The 16,510-nt window shown below is 40.5% G+C and carries 14 protein-coding genes; 3 read left to right on the top strand and 11 right to left on the bottom strand.

Annotated features, from left to right (window positions below):
* Nucleotides 1-79: 79 nt before the first annotated feature.
* Complete coding sequence (gene aroD, locus ACGHIY_RS08615; protein ID WP_101928509.1) at nt 80-874, top strand: type I 3-dehydroquinate dehydratase; 795 nt, start codon at nt 80-82, stop codon at nt 872-874.
* A gap of 24 nt (nt 875-898) precedes the next feature.
* On the opposite strand, the gene ACGHIY_RS08610 is transcribed toward aroD, so the two are convergent.
* From ACGHIY_RS08610 to aroF, 8 genes are all read right to left on the bottom strand, one after another.
* Complete coding sequence (locus ACGHIY_RS08610) at nt 899-1,201, bottom strand: type II toxin-antitoxin system RelE/ParE family toxin (protein WP_008602295.1); 303 nt, start codon at nt 1,199-1,201, stop codon at nt 899-901.
* Between the two features lie 15 nt (nt 1,202-1,216).
* Complete coding sequence (locus ACGHIY_RS08605) at nt 1,217-1,822, bottom strand: type II toxin-antitoxin system RelB/DinJ family antitoxin (protein ID WP_038125679.1); 606 nt, start codon at nt 1,820-1,822, stop codon at nt 1,217-1,219.
* A gap of 340 nt (nt 1,823-2,162) precedes the next feature.
* A complete protein-coding gene (locus ACGHIY_RS08600) occupies nt 2,163-3,398 on the bottom strand; it encodes a shikimate kinase (protein WP_390525478.1) in 1,236 nt (411 codons plus the stop codon).
* Nucleotides 3,399-3,522: 124 nt separating this feature from the next.
* Nucleotides 3,523-4,662 carry a bifunctional chorismate mutase/prephenate dehydratase gene (locus ACGHIY_RS08595; RefSeq protein WP_004698197.1) on the bottom strand — a complete coding sequence of 380 codons (1,140 nt, stop codon included), beginning with the start codon at nt 4,660-4,662 and terminating at the stop codon, nt 3,523-3,525.
* Nucleotides 4,649-5,743 carry a chorismate synthase gene (aroC, locus tag ACGHIY_RS08590; protein WP_287501285.1) on the bottom strand — a complete coding sequence of 365 codons (1,095 nt, stop codon included), beginning with the start codon at nt 5,741-5,743 and terminating at the stop codon, nt 4,649-4,651. The genes ACGHIY_RS08595 and aroC overlap by 14 nt, the downstream gene beginning before the upstream one ends.
* Nucleotides 5,744-5,817: 74 nt before the next feature.
* Nucleotides 5,818-7,086, bottom strand: coding sequence for a 3-phosphoshikimate 1-carboxyvinyltransferase (gene aroA, locus ACGHIY_RS08585; protein WP_390525477.1), 1,269 nt, complete (start codon nt 7,084-7,086; stop codon nt 5,818-5,820).
* Between the two features lie 18 nt (nt 7,087-7,104).
* Nucleotides 7,105-8,157 carry a 3-dehydroquinate synthase gene (aroB, locus tag ACGHIY_RS08580; protein WP_105087161.1) on the bottom strand — a complete coding sequence of 351 codons (1,053 nt, stop codon included), beginning with the start codon at nt 8,155-8,157 and terminating at the stop codon, nt 7,105-7,107.
* Between the two features lie 74 nt (nt 8,158-8,231).
* Nucleotides 8,232-9,245: a 3-deoxy-7-phosphoheptulonate synthase gene (gene aroF / locus ACGHIY_RS08575; RefSeq protein ID WP_004694956.1), complete on the bottom strand. Its 1,014-nt coding sequence runs from the start codon at nt 9,243-9,245 to the stop codon at nt 8,232-8,234.
* A 473-nt stretch (nt 9,246-9,718) separates the two neighbouring features.
* Here aroF and ACGHIY_RS08570 point away from each other — a divergent pair, with 473 nt between their 5' ends.
* The gene (locus ACGHIY_RS08570; protein WP_278467595.1) at nt 9,719-10,135 is read left to right on the top strand and encodes a GNAT family N-acetyltransferase; all 417 of its coding nucleotides are present in this window, start codon (nt 9,719-9,721) and stop codon (nt 10,133-10,135) included.
* 101 nt (nt 10,136-10,236) lie between these two features.
* A complete protein-coding gene (locus ACGHIY_RS08565; protein ID WP_004694959.1) occupies nt 10,237-10,695 on the top strand; it encodes a DIP1984 family protein in 459 nt (152 codons plus the stop codon).
* Between the two features lie 378 nt (nt 10,696-11,073).
* Here ACGHIY_RS08565 and ACGHIY_RS08560 read toward each other — a convergent pair whose 3' ends face one another.
* From ACGHIY_RS08560 to ACGHIY_RS08550, 3 genes are all read right to left on the bottom strand, one after another.
* Nucleotides 11,074-12,102 (bottom strand): ribonucleotide-diphosphate reductase subunit beta, encoded by a 1,029-nt coding sequence (locus ACGHIY_RS08560; RefSeq protein WP_105087159.1) that lies wholly within the window; start codon nt 12,100-12,102, stop codon nt 11,074-11,076.
* A 148-nt stretch (nt 12,103-12,250) separates the two neighbouring features.
* Nucleotides 12,251-14,533, bottom strand: a complete 2,283-nt coding sequence (locus ACGHIY_RS08555) for a ribonucleoside-diphosphate reductase subunit alpha (RefSeq protein WP_105087158.1) — start codon at nt 14,531-14,533, stop codon at nt 12,251-12,253.
* A gap of 282 nt (nt 14,534-14,815) precedes the next feature.
* Nucleotides 14,816-16,375: a hypothetical protein gene (locus ACGHIY_RS08550; protein WP_008714866.1), complete on the bottom strand. Its 1,560-nt coding sequence runs from the start codon at nt 16,373-16,375 to the stop codon at nt 14,816-14,818.
* Nucleotides 16,376-16,510 lie beyond the last annotated feature (135 nt).

Here is a 16,510-nt window from a genome sequence, read left to right as displayed (position 1 = left end):
TGCTTTTACAAAAATATTGGTATATAGTTAGTTTAAGGTAAGTCACTAGTCTCACCGCGTGGGACAGAAAGGAGTTATTATGGTCCGTATCGGACATACTGTACTCGGAGAAAAGGGTACAAAAATATGCGTGCCTATTGTGGGCACAACAATGAAAGAGATTCTAGATGCCACCGCGGTAGCATGTAATACACCGTGTCATGTAGTGGAGCTACGCATTGACTATTTCGAGCGGGCCCACTCCATTGACGCTATTATTGAATTATTAATGCTCATCAAGCCACAACTGAAAGGTCGTGGGTTGCTCTTTACATGGCGCACAAAAGGTGAAGGTGGGGAAAGAACGATTTCTACACAAGATTATTTTACAATGCTGGAGCGCTTGATTCCTACAGGATTGGTGGATGCTATCGATATTGAGCTGTTTTTTGATCAAGATAGAATGCTTAAAACGATAGAGTTTGCTAAGGTTCATGGAATCACTATTATCATGAGCAACCATGATTTCCATTGTACGCCGAGCCGTGAAGTCATTGTAAATCGACTTATTCAAATGAAAGAGTTCTTGGCCGATGTGCCAAAGATTGCCGTTATGCCTCACACAACTGGTGATGTATTGACGCTACTTGAAGCAACTGCTGAAGTGAAAGCTTTGTATCCTTCGGATCCAATTATTACGATGGCAATGGGAGAACTAGGTGCTGTTACACGCACTGTAGGTGCTCTATTTGGAAATGCCATGACCTTTGCCTCTGCTGGTAAAGCATCGGCACCAGGGCAAATCGATGTACATGCTTTAAAACGAATTCTAGATACCATCGATGTAGATGGTGTATTTGACGAACAACAACATAAACGCGTAAAAGTGCATTAAAAAAGTCGGCGAGAGCCGACTTTTTTATATGTTTTGTATTTCTTGTAGTATATTCATTTTTGAAGGGCGGATATAAAAAATATATATGTTATTATTAATGACTTTATATAGAATAAGATATTTTTTGTATGATAATTTTCTGTAATTGGTATTACTATTTACAATAGGATAACGTTCAGGAAAGATAGCTAATGAAGAAATTTTTTGATAAATCAACTTTAATTCTTTTCTAATAAAGGAAGAATCTATAATCTGTTGTTCTAGTGAACTTTTGAGATTTACTATATCAGACTTAGCTGTAGGCGTCATAATTACTGTATACTTCATTTCAGCTCTCCAAATTTATAAATCTTCAAGGAGTTCATTAAAAATTTTTTCCGCAGGTTCACCAATTTCTTTTTCTGCTTGATTTAGCCCTAATTGTATTCTTGTAGTTAAATCTTCTTCAGTCCAGAAATCATTATTAATAGCATCAATCCATTCTGGACGGAGGATAGTAGGTGGAATATCCTTATTAAATTGTATTTGTTTAGATACAAGTGTAACTGTTTGTGACATGGTTAATCCCATTTCTTTTAGAATAGCTGTTGTTAGTGTCTTAACTTTAGGATTGATACGGATATTAAGAACTCCTGTCTTATCGATTGTATCGAAGGATATTTCTTGATTTTCTTCTCTTGGTGTACCATATGCACCTATATAATCTGAGGCTTTTAATGTAGTTTGTGGTTGTTCATAGGTGCCGTTGTTGAGTGTGCTTGGTGTAGGTGTTTCATCGATAGGTGCCGTTGGTAACGCAATGGCAAACGGAATGCGACGCTCTTTGATGATTTGGCGGAATAGTGCATCTAGCATAGAGGTGTATGATAGACCTTGTGCTTTTAATATGCTAGATACCTCTTGTTTTAAGTCCTCATTGATGCGAACTTGTAGATTTACAGTTTTCATAATGCCTCCTATTTATGGTCGTCACGTTAAGACTATTGCTTATAGAAATTAGTTCATTGTATTTTGATAGTTCCACGGTAAAAGCTATTTTAAATTCTTTGTGTAATTACATTGTAATTGCAAAAGTGATTTTCTACCAATATATATAATACATAGAAGACATAAAAAAAGCAGTAGTTCCCCTAAGGATAGCTACTGCTTTTCAGTTTATATCATTGATGTCATGATATGAGTTTTAGTTTTATCTAAGAATACAGATGTAAATGCTCTTACTTCTATAGATGTAGAAGCCCTTACTTATATAGAGGAAACAATCTTATAAATACAGTTATATAAACTCTTACAATAAGTTTGCTTCAAAGTCTTCGAGAATAGCTGCCACTGTTTCTGGTGTATTGCGATTATGTTCCACGATGCATTGTGCAAAGCTTTCATACATTGGAGTGCGAGTTTCTTCGAGTTCACGTAAACGTTCTATGCCGCCACTAGATAGAACACGACCTGAAGTAGATAGTTTTTCTACAGGTTGTGTTAATTGGTAAATACGCCCATTTTGGCGCAGGTGTGCATAGTTTTTAGGTACTGTTACACAACCGCCACCAGTGGAGATAACAAGGCCAGTTTGAGTGCCTAATTTTGTAATCATTTCTGCCTCTTTTTCACGGAATGCAGCCTCCCCTTGTTCTGTAATATAGGTAGAAACATTGCCAATTTCTTTTTCTAGCTCGTGATCCACATCAAACCAAGTACGGCCCATCTCTTTACCGATTGCTCTGCCCACTGTTGTTTTCCCAACACCAGGCATACCGATGAGGATGATATTTTCCTTTTCACGGCGCATATCTCGCAAGATTTGTTCTATCTCTTTGGTACCAAAGCTTTCACCTTGAAAATGATTAGCCGCCTCAACACCTTGTGCCACGAGGAAAGGTAGACCATCACAGTACGGAATATTCATCATTTCTGCTTGTAAAAGCAAAACTGTACGGCGCGGATTGTAGATGAGATCCACAACGCCTTCTAATTTAGAAAATTGCATAATATCTATGAGGTTAGCTGGATTATGCGGATACATACCAATAGGTGTGCAGTTAATAATAATTTGCGCTGTTTCATAGTAATTAGGTGCATCAGTATAGAGCGGAGCTGTTTTACGAGATAGATGCGTGATGCTCTTAGCACCTAGATCTTCAAGAGCCACGTGAACCGTAGCAGAGGAGGCACCATCGCCAAGGATGATACATTCTTTACCGGATACATCGATGCCAGCGTGTTTTAGAGTAAATACAAATCCATCGTAGTCTGTATTGTAACCGTGCCATTTGCCGTCTTTACGGACCATCGTGTTTACACAGCCAATGCGTTCTGCGCGAGGGTCTACTACATCGCAAGCTTCAAGGGCGTTAACCTTGTAAGGGAAGGTAATATTAATACCTTGTAATTCTTGGTCTGCAAAGAACTCTTGCAGTTGGCTCGGTTCTCGTTCAAATAATTCATAATTAGTATTTCCCAAAGCATTGTGGATGCGTGGGGAAAAGCTATGGCCCAACGTACGGCCAAGTAAACCAAATTTCATAGGACCTCCTAGGTCAATATACACAAAATGGCTAATAGGCTGTCACCTATTAGCCATTGGAGTTTTAAAACTATATCCATTGTACTATATATGCCATTAATAAGCACTACCATAAAGGAAAATATCAATTTTCAGGATAATTGCCGAGCAAGCGGAATTTATCTTGCGATGCGTGGAGCTCTGCCAATACGGAAAGTACTTTTGGATCTGCCAAGGATGCTTCTAAATCGAGGTAGAACAAGAATTCAAAGTTATGTCCTACGATCGGACGGGACTCGAGTTTTGTAAGGTTCACACCGATATTAGCAAACTTGGTGAGCAATGTACCAAGCCCGCCTGGAGCATGGCTTGCAGTCGTTACTACTGAGATTTTATTGGCCCCTGGGTATACGTGGAAATCCTTACTAATGCAGATAAAGCGCGTATAGTTGTTATCACTGTTTTGGATATTTCTCAATAATGGAGACAAATTATATAGGTCTGCACATTGAGGTGCTGCGATAGCCGCTACTCCAGGGTCATCACTAGCTGCTACGAGCTGTGCAGCTCGAGCTGTATTGTCATAGGAGCGTAATTCTACGCCTTCTAACTTATCTAGGAAGTGACTACATTGGCCCAACGCTTGAGGATGGGAAATTATGGTATGAATATCTTCTAGTTTTGTGCCTTTTTTCACGAGCAAGTCGTGAGATATCCAAAGGCGCGTGCCGCGAACGATATAGCATTTGCGCTCTTCTAATAGGTCATATACTTCTTTTACGGACCCATTGGAGCTGTTTTCGATAGGCAATACACCAAATTGACATTCACCGGATTCTACGGCATCGAATACGGAACGGAAACCTGTTACATAATGGATTTGGCTAAGAGGTAATAATTTATCACACGCCATTTGAGCATTACTGCCAAATACGCCGGCGCAAGCTACACTGCCTCGTTGAGGTGGCAAGGTAGGGGATTGCTCAATGGCTTTTTTCATTTTCAAAGTAAATTCATTGTCTTGAAATAGCTGCTCAGATTGGTATGTGCGACTTAAGCTAAATAATGCTTCAAAAAAACGGCGTGCATATAGATCGAGGTCTGGACCTGCATCTTTTGTTACCTTGTCGAGGATGTCGCGCTCTCGTTTGGCATCGTAAATGGCCTTATTCATTTCCTTTTTTGCTGCTGCTACGTCCTTAGAGAGTTCCATGCGCTCTTTGAAGAGGGCGAGCATTTGGTCGTTTATATCGTTAATTTTAACGCGTACTTCATCTAAGTTCATGGTCAATATCTCCTAAGAAATCAAGAATGACGAGAGCTGTAACGGCTTCGATAACAGGTACTGCACGGAGTGCTACACATGGGTCGTGACGACCTTTGATGGTGAGTAATGTGTCCTCTTTTTGTGAAAGCGACACAGAATGTTGTTCCTTATAAATGGATGGAGTAGGCTTAATGCCCACTTGCATAACGAGGGGCAAGCCGTTGGTGATACCGCCTTGAATGCCACCGCTATTATTGGTAGTTGTTGTGATTGTATCGCCGTCCATGGTGAAAGCATCGTTCACTTCTGATCCAAGGCGAGAACACATGTCGAAGCCACCCCCAAAGGACACGCCTTTGATGGCAGGTACGCCAAAGATCACGCGAGCTAATCGGTTTTCAATGCCGTCAAAGTTTGGATTGCCAAGTCCGATTGGTAGACCTGTAGCCACAACCTCAACGATACCGCCTGTAGAGTCGCCGTCTTTTTTTAGTTTCATGACCAAGTTTTCTACTTCAGAACGCTTGTCTGCATCGAGCATAGCAATTGGTTCTGTAGCAATTTCACGGAGTGCTTTCATATCTGGATGAACCATATCGATAGGAGTATCTTGGATTGTACCAACTTGTTTTAAATGGCCGTGAATTTCGATGCCTTTTTCACGCAATAACTGTAGTGCAATGCCACCAGCTACGCAGAGAGGTGCTGTAAGACGTGCCGAGAAGTGGCCGCCACCGCGCATATCTACTTTGTCACCATAGCGCATGCGAGCCGTAAAGTCCGCATGAGATGGGCGAGGAATGTCGCGCAAGTTATTGTAATCACCGGAGTGCTGCGATGTATTGCGAATCATAAATGCTAATGGAGATCCACTGAGCATGCCATCTACCATACCTGATAAGAATTCAGGTATATCGGCTTCTTTACGTTGCGTTTGTAATTGGTTTTGACCTGGCGCACGGCGCTTTAAGAAGGCTTGTAGCTCGTCGATGTCGATGGAATGTCCACAAGGGAGGCCTTCCACGATACCACCGATGGCGTACCCATGAGACGCGCCAAAGGTAGCTACTTGTATAGTTTTACCGAAATTAGATGCCATTATATTAACTCCTACTTATAGTATGTATGACTAGTATTCTTATCTATTGAAACGCATTAGCTGTGACTAGGACGCTATACTTGCTGTGCATTGCCACCTAACATGTTCCAGTCCTCAAAGAAGTTTGGATAGGATTTTGTGATAGCTTCGCTATCTTGTAAGGTGACAGGATTTTCACTGATGAGTGCCATCAATGTACCTGCCATAACAAGGCGATGGTCGTTAACACAATCACCTTGTCCTCCTTTTAGTATACCACTACCGATGATATATAGGTCATCACCATCTTCACGAACCGTACCGCCTAAATCTCTGACCAGATTAGCAACGGCTTCGAGGCGATCGGATTCTTTCAAGCGTAGGCGTGCACCCTTAACAAAGGAGCTTTCACCATGGATAGAGCAAGCGAGGGCTGCCATAACTGGCAACATATCGGGCATTTGTTCGAGGTCGGCATGGATTGGTTTTACTGCACGACCCATAACGGTTACGTTCATGCCATCCCATACTACATCACAACCGGTATCAATCATAATCTGCATGATGCGACGATCCGCTTGCACAGAATTTTTGTTCATACCCGTAATGGTAATTGGTTTACCTGTCATGCCCGCTGCTACCATCCAAATAGCCGTATTGGACCAATCGCCTTCGATTTGGTAATTACTTTGACCTTTAAAAGTAGTATTAGCCGCTACTGCAAAGGACTCTTGGACTGTGTCAGAGGCGGGAGTATGGTCGACTGTTACGCCGAAGTTTGCCATTGTTGTAGTCGTCAATGTTACATAGTCGCTAGATTGAAGTGGTGTAGTAGATGTGATTGTAGCACCTCCACATTGTGGCGCTGCTAATAATAATCCAGAGAAGAACTGGCTACTCACATCTCCAACCATACCGAACTCACCGCCTTGTAGACGACCTGTCATAGTGAATGGTGGTTTATCTTGGGAGAATGTTACGCCGTGAGCTTTCATTTCACCGAGCATGGGCTCTAAAGGACGATCTGGTAAACGCCCTTTCGCATCCACGTCTACCTCATTACAAATGGACGCTGCCACTGGTAATAAGAGGCGCAATGTGGTACCGGATTCATGGGGAACTACATTGCCCTTTGTTGGCACAGGACCTGGTGTAACAGTGACAACTTTGTTTTCATACACAACGTGTGCGCCTAAGCCTCGCAAGGAGTCCATAGTTGCATCGATGTCTTTAGAGGTGCGGCTCAGTAGTATGGTAGATGGCGAGTTTGCGAGAGCTGCGCAAATCAGTGCACGGTGCGCATGAGCTTTTGCAGGAATGGACGCGATAGTCCCTGTAGGGATGGCGTTCGTTACGGAATGCATATAAATCTCCTTTATATCTCAGTCTAAATAGGTTGCAAGTTCATCGTGCGTTACTACTTTGAGCTCGCTGTGACCATAGCTAGTAGGTACTATGATTTTAATGGTTGCTCCTTCGCTTTTTTTGTCGTGCTTAGCGGCAGCTAGAATTTCTTCTTTGCTTATCGTTGTTGTGGTTGGCAAATCGTGTGCTTTGATGAGGGCCTTTAATTTGTCTAACGACTCTACATCTAATTCTCCATGTTTGACAGCACCTTGTGCCATGAGCACCATACCAATAGCAACGGCATAACCGTGATGTACCTCGAAATGACTTGCTTTTTCGATGCCGTGACCAAAGGTATGACCGAGGTTTAAGAGGGCACGAACGCCAGACTCGCGTTCGTCTTGTTCCACGATATCCGCTTTTGCTTGAACGCAACGAGCGATGACAGTACTAACACTATCGTGATGTTTAATTAATGGTTTATGTTCTAGTTGGGTTAATAAACCAGGTACGTCGAGGAAGCCGTATTTGATAATTTCGCCGCACCCATTAATCCATTCCATATCAGGCAATGTATTGAGTGTAGCTGGATCGCAGAGGACGAGGATAGGTTGTTTGAAAGCACCCCAGAGGTTTTTCCCAGCTTCGAGATTGACCGCTGTTTTACCACCTACAGAGGAGTCTACTGCGGCTAATAGAGATGTAGGAACCTGAACATAGTCGATACCACGTAAATAGGTTGCTGCTGCAAAGCCCGCCATATCGCCTACAACACCGCCCCCAAGGGCGATGAGCAAGTCTTTGCGAGTCAATGATTGGCCCGCCATGTATTCTACTAAATCGATGAGTTGATGAGCATTTTTGGAGCTTTCACCAGCAGGAAACACATAATCACAAACAACATAACCTGCATGTTCCATATTAGCTTTCACAGAGTCCAAATAGTGGGGCGCTACATTGCTATCGCTGACGATGATAACACGACAATTTGGTTTTAATGGTTTAATATAATCGGTGATGCGTTGTAAAGCGCCTTCCTCGATGACAACGTCATACGGTGTGGATGCGTTAATATGGATGCGAGTCATGATGGTTCCTTTCATAAAAGAATAAGCTAGTATCTATTATAACGGATACTAGCTTATTTGTGTGATATTTGAGATTATTTAGTGCATTCCACCAATGCTTGGCGCAATGCGATAATTTCTTTCATAAGGCTAGTGAATTGGTCTGGACGCAATGCTTGAGGGCCATCGCACAATGCTTTGGAAGGATCATTGTGAACTTCGATCATAAGTCCGTCTGCACCGCCGCCTACGGATGCAAGTGAAAGTGGGCGAACCATGCGGCTCATACCTGCTGCGTGGCTAGGATCCATGATAATTGGCAAGTGAGATAATTCATGCATCATAGGAATTGCTGTTACATCTAAGGTATTGCGAGTCTTAGTTTCGAATGTGCGGATACCGCGTTCGCATAATACAACTTGTTCATTGCCTTCGGACATGATGTACTCAGCAGCCATCAACCATTCTTCGTATGTGGCAGATAAACCCCGTTTTAATAGAACTGGTTTATTCAATTTGCCGACTTCTTTTAAAAGCGTGAAGTTTTGCATGTTACGAGCGCCGATTTGAAGCATATCTACATTATCGAAGTATTGTAATTGGGAGATATCCATAACTTCGGAAACGATAGGAAGACCTGTTTCTTTTTTAGCAAGCTCTAACAATTCCAAGCCTTCTGGCCCCATGCCTTGGAAGGAGTATGGGGATGTACGAGGTTTGAAAGCGCCGCCCCGAAGGATTGTGGCACCAGCTTCTTTACATGCTTTTGCAGTGGCTAATACTTGTTCAGGTGTTTCCACAGAGCAAGGACCGGCCATTACTGCGAAGTGACCACCACCGATAAGTGCACCACCTACGTTGATTACAGAATCATCGGGATGGAACTTGCGGTTTGCTTTTTTGTATGGCTCTTGAATGCGAGTTACTTTATCTACGAAATCTAGGGACTCGATTTGACGCGCATCAAGAGATGCAGTATCACCAATCAGACCTAGAATATTGTATCGCGTTCCTTCTACTGGGTGGATAACAAATCCTTGAGCCTCTAATTCACTGCGTAAACGAGATACTTCTTCTGCTGCTGCATTTTGTTTCAATGTAATAATCATGATAATTCCTCCTTGTAACTACAGTGAATAGTTGGGCTGACCATACGGATAGCAAACAAAAAGGGCTACCCGTAATCTAATACGGGTAGCCCTTTTACTATTCTAAGCAACTAATGTTGAATAATCCTTTATTAGCGCATCACAAATAGTTCCTTACCCGTACGTTGGATAAAGAACCAATAAAAGTATTGCTTTGCTGTGAGGCTAATTTGGTTAGTCATCTTTGGTTGCTCCTTTCTAAAATGTTGGGTATAGTATAAACCCAAATGATAAAATTATGCAATACCTAAAAATGAATTTCATGGAAGTTTTAAAATATTTTTGATATGGGAATTAACAGGAACTGAGACGTTTTGTGGCATTAAGCGTATTTTTGATATAATAAAAATAAGAAGCTTTTATTGCTTATAGGATATTTCGTAATACGCCTAAATCGATTCTTATAAATATGCTTATAATCAGAAAGGGCACCTATGATTATTCAAATCTTAGATCATATAACAGAGAAAATAAAACAAATTCGTGTCGATGTATTTATGAAAGAACAGGGGTTTGAAGACGAGTTTGATGAAATCGATGAGACTGCAAAGTTTGTGCTCTTATCCATTGATGGTAAAGCGGCTGGTACGTGTCGATATTTTCCAAGTGACATAGCTGGAGATGCACATATTGGGCGCATGGCGGTACGCAAGTTGTATCGTGGACAACATTTAGGTACTAAGATCATGATGGCCGCCGAAAATGCTATTCGTCGTGACGGCTTTAAAACGTGCTCTTTGTCAGCGCAAGTACAGGCCAAACCATTCTATGAATCCCTTGGATATCGTGCTGAAGGGGACGAATACCTTGATGAAGGCTGTCCGCATGTGATGATGCGGAAAGTATTATAAGCCGTTCAATAGTGTTGTATAATAAGAATTGATGGATATATTATTATTGTACATAGTATTTTATAAGTAAATTGATATATCTTTTTGAGAGGTGAGAGTTTATGAAACTAGCAGAAGCATTACAAGAACGATCTGATTTAAATTATAAAATAAGCGATTTAGAGCTTCGCTTAACTCAAAACAGTTTAGTGCAAGAAGGGGAAGTACCGAATGAGAACCCTGAAGAACTTTTGAAAACATTAGAACAATGTGTAAATAGACTTCAAAAATTAATTGCAGATATTAATTTAACAAATTGCAAAACTATTATAGAAGGTCGATCTATTACTGAAATCATTGCCGAAAAAGATTGCGCTGCTTTGCGTCTAACTGCTTATCGAACATTGGCATCTAGCGCAGGTAGTATTAATTTCCGTGCGAGAGGGTCTGAGATTAAGCTAATGCCGACCGTGAATGTGGCAGACGTCCAAAAAGAAGCTGATCATATCGCAAAACAAGTCCGCTTATTAGACAATCTATTGCAGTCTGCTAACTGGACAACTGAATTGATTGAAAGCTAATCATAGTTGGTAGTTTGAAACAGGGTGGACACAAAAACTTTTGCTTTTACCAAGCTTATTATGAATACATTCATGGGGCGAATGAAAATCTACGGTGTAGGCCTATTTGCGCACAAATGTATTGATACAATTTACAATGTATAACCATGTGTCAACTGTAAAAACGAGGGTGGCGTTTGGGGACTATATTTCTATCAACATATACACTGATATGATAGTATTTTTTTAGAGATAAATAGGAGAGAGCTGTTTAAATTTGCAGTAATTCCTCATAACTAAGGTTTAAATAATCATGAAAAAAAGAGCTGATAGCGTTATAGCTATTAGCTCTTTTCTATTGGCCCGTACGTCCTTAGATATTGTATTTTATAACGTCTATTATTCTAAATCGTCAAAATCAAATGCCGCTGCTTTTGTATAGTTTGTAACTTTAGCTTCGAAAAAGTCAGTTTTTGTGCTATTCAAGTTGGAGAAGCTTTCAATCCATTCCATTGGATTTTCCTTGATATCAGGATAGAGATGAGGCAAGCCGATTGCTTCTAAGCGGATATTGGCAAGGTATTTGATGTAGCGTTCGATAAGAACGTTGTTAAGACCGAGGATTTTATCGTCAGTGATGTATTGGCCCCAAGCGATTTCATTCTCTGCACCTTGGCGAATCATGTCCGTGATTTTTGCTTCTAGTTCAGGTGTGAACAAGTCAGGACGTTCACGACGTAACTCGCGGATGATGTTTTGGAATAATACGAGGTGAGTTACTTCATCGCGGTTGATATATTTGAAGATTGTGGATGTAGCTGTCATTTTACCTTGGCGAGCCAATGTGTAGAAGAAGCTAAAGCCAGAGTAGAAGTAGATGCCTTCTAAGATATAGTTAGCGATGATTGTATGAATAAGGGTTGCTTCGCTAGGATCATCGCTGAAACGTTGGTATGCATCGGCGATGAAGCGGTTACGTTCAAGCAATGTTTTGTCTGTACGCCATTCGTCATAGATTTTGTCACGTGTAATCGGATTTGTTACAGTGTCCAAAATGTAGGAATAACTTTGAGCGTGAATTTCTTCTTGGAATGCTTGGATATTCAATAAGGATGCCACTTCAGATGCTGTAATATAACGGCTCAAATTAGGCAAGTTTTCAGATTGAATGGAATCAAGGAAGTTCAAGAATGCAATGATTTTATCGAAGGCACGACGCTCGTAATCTGTTAAGTATGGGAATTGTTTAACATCTTCGTTCAAGGAAATCTCTTCTGGAATCCAGAAGTTGTTGAGCATTGTACGGTACATTTGATTTGCCCAGTCGTACTTGATACGGTTCCATTCGCGAAGGTTTGTTGTGTTGCCGCCAATCATGGATTGAGTGCCACGTTCGCCATGTTCGTTAAAGATCAGTTTTTTATCCATAGTAGGACTCCTTTATACAACGATGCGACCTATACGGCTATAGGTCGTCATCAGATTTATAGTACTGGTGAAAGTATCCTTCTCGAAGTCGGTACTCTCTATTTATTGTGAATAGGTTTTGCAAAATATAGCAATTATATTTCCAATATTAGGAGGAGCAGCTAGTGCACTCATCCATTTCGAGGGATTGATTACGGATGTAGTAGATTGTTTTAATCCCTTGTTTGTAGGCTTCTACGTAAAGGTCAAGAATTTCTTTTGCTTTCATTTGAGGCGTAATGTACAAGTTGAAAGATTGTGCTTGGTCAATATGACGTTGACGTACGCCACAAGCTTTGATGGACCATTGTTGGTCGATAGTATGTGCCTCTTTGTAGAGCCAGAATGTTTTGTCGTTTAAATCTGGTGCCGTTTTTGGTGTGAAAGAACCTTTCTTTTCTTCGATGAAGAATTTTTTGAAGATAGGGTCGATACCAGCTGTTGTATTAGCGATGTTGGATGTAGAACCTGTAGGAGCTACGGCCATCAAGTAACCGTTGCGGATACCGTATTTTGCAACATCTGCAGCGAGTTGTTTCCAACGATCAGATATGTAGCCACGACGTGTGAAATATTCACCAGTTTCCCACTCGGAACCTTTGAAAGCAGGGTACGCACCTTTTTCTTTAGCAAGCTCCATGGAAGCTTTAATCGCATAGAATGCGATGTTTTCAAATAATTTGTCCGCTACTTCGATATGTTCATCGGATTCCCATTGGATATCATGATTTACGAGGTAGTGGTGATAACCAGATGTACCAAGACCGATAGCACGGTATTTATCAGAAGTCATGCGAGATTCTGGTACTGGTGCTTGGTTGATGGAAATAACATTATCTAACATGCGAATTTGAAGGGCAATGTTCTCTTCCAATTCTTCGTCTGCAATGCGACCAAGGCTGATGGAGTTTAAGTTACATGTAACCATGTCGCCTGTATTTGTTTTAGTAGTAATTGTACCATCTTCGTTGATGATTTCTTCAGCTAAGTTAGTGAAGCCAACGTTTTGTGCGATTTCGTGGCACAAGTTAGACGCGTAAATCATACCTGCATGTTTGTTAGGATTTGCAGCATTTACAGTGTCGCGGAAGAAGATGAATGGTGTACCAGTTTCAACAGCAGAACGCATGATTTTTTTCATCATATCTAATGCTGGTACTTCGATGCCGTGTAAGTTAGGATCTTGTTCACATTCGAGGTAACGTTTCGTGAATTCCTTATTGTCATCAGTATCGTAATAGTCCTCTAAGGAATAGCCCTTTACAGCCAAAATTTCATGAGGGTCGAAGAGGGTGAAGTTTTCACGAGCTAACATACGTTCCATAAAGATATTTGGAACGGAGATAGCAGGGAAGATATCGTGCGCTTTGCGACGATCATCACCATTATTTGTACGAAGTTCTACGAATTCGTAGAAGTCTTTATGCCAAATATCAAGCGTTACTGTAGCGCCGCCTTTACGTTTACCCAATTGGTCTACCGCAACTGCAGTATCATTGTACAAGCGGATCCAAGGAATAACGCCACCAGAGGAGTTTTTAAAGCCGCGGATATCGGAGTTCAATGCACGAACTTTACCAAGGTAGATACCAAGAGCACCACCGTGTTTAGATACGCGAGAGAACTTGCTATTTACGTCGTAAATGGACCATAAGTTGTCGTCTACACCAGAGATAAAGCAAGAGGACAATTGGTGGAATGGTGTACCAGCATTTGCCAAAGTAGGTGTAGCTGTCGTCATTTTTAATTGGCTCATCAAATCGTAGAATTTCTTAGCGTATTCTACTTTATTTTCCCCTTCTACAAGAGCCAAATGCATTGCGATAGCCATGAAACGTTCTTGAGGTAATTCAAAGATTTCTTTGTTAAAACCTTTTACCAAGTAACGGTCAGCCAATAATTTGAGACCTTCATAGTTGAAGAGATAGTCTCGCTTAGGTTTGATGTAATCGCCTAATTCTTGCAATTCGTCAGCTGTGTACTCTGTAACGAAGAAGTCTGCGTATTTTTTCTCTTTTACAAGCATGTTGACTAGATTTGGGAAGTTTCCGTAGCCAAATGCTTTGTAACGACGAGTAATAGCGGCTTCTTTATAGAGATCGAACAAGAATAGGCGGGCTGCTACGAACTGCCAATCTTGGTTCATTTTATTAACTTGGTTGCCGAAGCCGTCGTCTTTTTTAGATATAACTTTTTCGATAGCTGTTTGGACTAAAGTCTTTTGAATTTCTTTAGTAGTCATGCCATCAACGAATTGCAACTTCGCATCCATTTCCAATTCTAGTGGATCACAAGAATCTAACCCCAAACATGCGAAGGCTATCATTCGTTTCGTTTTTTCAACGGACAACGGCTCGAAATGGCCATCCCGTTTCTTGATCATAATCTCCATTACTGTTCCCCTTGAGAGCAAAAAGTCATAAAACTGTTAATATAGTCGTATAAGCATATATAAGATTAGAATGAATTATATAAAATATCTTTAAGTTGAGTCTAATCAGAAAAATAAGAAAACTACTATATATGGTAGTTTTCTTATTTGGCTTATACATTATGTTACGATTATAGCGAAAAAAATCTATATATTCAATATTGACATTTGGAAATTTTTTAATATAGTTTTACAAAAAATGTCGATATGGCTGAAGATGCCTTAAATTACTAGCTTTCATAATTAATTATATAATACGCTAAAAATAATTCTTCGTGCGCTGTCTTGATATGCGTAGTAGGAGTGGATTAAGAGTTTGTATCCCGTGCCTTCTATAATGACTGAATCTGAAGCCGTTTTAGGAACAGTGAGAAATTTTTCATATATATGATGAACCTCGGTCACGCCATTTGGTAGAGATACCTCTAAATCAAGGCCTTCATTGATGAATCTAAAGTTGATAGATTCATAGGATGCTGTTGGTATGTCAGCTGTACTATCAGTAGGCTCACGTACTTCTAATTCGATGTTAGAAATGAATTTGTTATATCCTACAAGCGAAATAACATGAGGTTCTTCAACGGCCGTAAAGCTGATAAACTGAATATTTCGTTCCTTATATATTTCCGTTGCTCCTAGTTTTGAAGAATCCCCCTGTATAATCGTCCTGCCATAGTCTGTAAAATCAGGGTTAAATGTTTCTGTAATAGGCAAGTATACGTGCCATTGACCGTCAATTTTCGTATAGTTTGTAAACTCTCGATGGGATGTGTAACCGATAAAAGGCATTAAAAGGACTGCACCTAGGGCGAGCGCCATAATCGTTGTATGGATCGATGGAGTCAAACGCTTTACAAAGGAGTATACATTATGTGCTAAGAAGATTAGATTGAATGCGGCCACATAAATCGTATTGAGCCAGAGTACGGGCTCATTTATTACACGCTTGCCAATCAGGATTAAGCATAATATTGTAATCGTAATAAATAAGAAACATAGGATCTTTTGTGTCTTGCTGCTTTCGCTAGACCTGAAACTAGCCAAGTAAAATAGATAGAAAATGGCTACATACGGATAATATGTGTAAAGGAACCGTGCATCTTCACGGAGGCCTAAGAGGATCAATACCAAGTAGATATTAGCTAGAATACCTGTAATGATGGAAGCTTTTGGTAGTATGATTCCAAAAACAACATTATAGAATGTATTTGGTTCTGGCGGTCCATCAAGCTCCTCTTTATAAGTGCACAGCATGGACATACAGATAAAAATATTAATAGCGGCTAGTGCTTTAAAGATTAGATCTTCAAAGGTGAATGGTTTATCCAAAATGATGAAGAAGAACCATAAGGTCATGACTATGACTATATTGTACAGTGTTGATGTAACAATGGTGATACCAATCCGTTTTATGCGGTTGATGATTTCACCGATGTAGTGTTCACCAGGTGACGTAAAGTACAGCGCAATCATAGAGTATAGCCATAGGTATGATATGTTTTCTGTGGCCAACTCGATGCCTCGTATGTGATGGTACGTTTCGTGAATCGTATATAGACCAACGCTGATGCCTATACTTAATAAAGTATATATGATGGAGAACTTTCGATCTCGCATTATATATGTTTCCAGTATGACGATGAAGAAATACAACGTGTACAATCCAAGGTCTATATCAGAAAACCAATCTTGCTCAATATATAATGGTGTACATGAAAATACGGCGATTAATACTAGCAATATAGGTGACTGCGTTGCTAGGTCTCGCAGCGAAGACCATAAATGTTTAATTGCAGATTTCATAGATTCTCTCCCTCTATAAAAATAAATGACCCCTCTTATATGTAGTATACATGTTTTCTGGTGAAAGTCCTATGAGGTTTTACAGGCGTCTGAATATACATTACAATAACATTAAGAACTAGTATTTATAGAAAA

It is taken from the genome of Veillonella parvula (assembly GCF_042850485.1).
In the GTDB taxonomy this organism is placed as follows: Bacteria; Bacillota; Negativicutes; order Veillonellales; family Veillonellaceae; genus Veillonella; species Veillonella parvula_Q.
This window is presented reverse-complemented; position numbering and strand designations above follow the sequence as displayed.

Bases quoted from the DNA above. Each gene is read 5' to 3' on its own strand.
- aroD (WP_101928509.1), top strand. From the start codon at position 80: ATGGTCCGTATCGGACATACTGTACTCGGAGAAAAGGGTACAAAAATA.
- ACGHIY_RS08610 (WP_008602295.1), bottom strand. From the start codon at position 1,201: ATGAAGTATACAGTAATTATGACGCCTACAGCTAAGTCTGATATAGTA.
- ACGHIY_RS08605 (WP_038125679.1), bottom strand. From the start codon at position 1,822: ATGAAAACTGTAAATCTACAAGTTCGCATCAATGAGGACTTAAAACAA.
- ACGHIY_RS08600 (WP_390525478.1), bottom strand. From the start codon at position 3,398: ATGAAATTTGGTTTACTTGGCCGTACGTTGGGCCATAGCTTTTCCCCA.
- ACGHIY_RS08595 (WP_004698197.1), bottom strand. From the start codon at position 4,662: ATGAACTTAGATGAAGTACGCGTTAAAATTAACGATATAAACGACCAA.
- aroC (WP_287501285.1), bottom strand. From the start codon at position 5,743: ATGGCATCTAATTTCGGTAAAACTATACAAGTAGCTACCTTTGGCGCG.
- aroA (WP_390525477.1), bottom strand. From the start codon at position 7,086: ATGCATTCCGTAACGAACGCCATCCCTACAGGGACTATCGCGTCCATT.
- aroB (WP_105087161.1), bottom strand. From the start codon at position 8,157: ATGACTCGCATCCATATTAACGCATCCACACCGTATGACGTTGTCATC.
- aroF (WP_004694956.1), bottom strand. From the start codon at position 9,245: ATGATTATTACATTGAAACAAAATGCAGCAGCAGAAGAAGTATCTCGT.
- ACGHIY_RS08570 (WP_278467595.1), top strand. From the start codon at position 9,719: ATGATTATTCAAATCTTAGATCATATAACAGAGAAAATAAAACAAATT.
- ACGHIY_RS08565 (WP_004694959.1), top strand. From the start codon at position 10,237: ATGAAACTAGCAGAAGCATTACAAGAACGATCTGATTTAAATTATAAA.
- ACGHIY_RS08560 (WP_105087159.1), bottom strand. From the start codon at position 12,102: ATGGATAAAAAACTGATCTTTAACGAACATGGCGAACGTGGCACTCAA.
- ACGHIY_RS08555 (WP_105087158.1), bottom strand. From the start codon at position 14,533: ATGGAGATTATGATCAAGAAACGGGATGGCCATTTCGAGCCGTTGTCC.
- ACGHIY_RS08550 (WP_008714866.1), bottom strand. From the start codon at position 16,375: ATGAAATCTGCAATTAAACATTTATGGTCTTCGCTGCGAGACCTAGCA.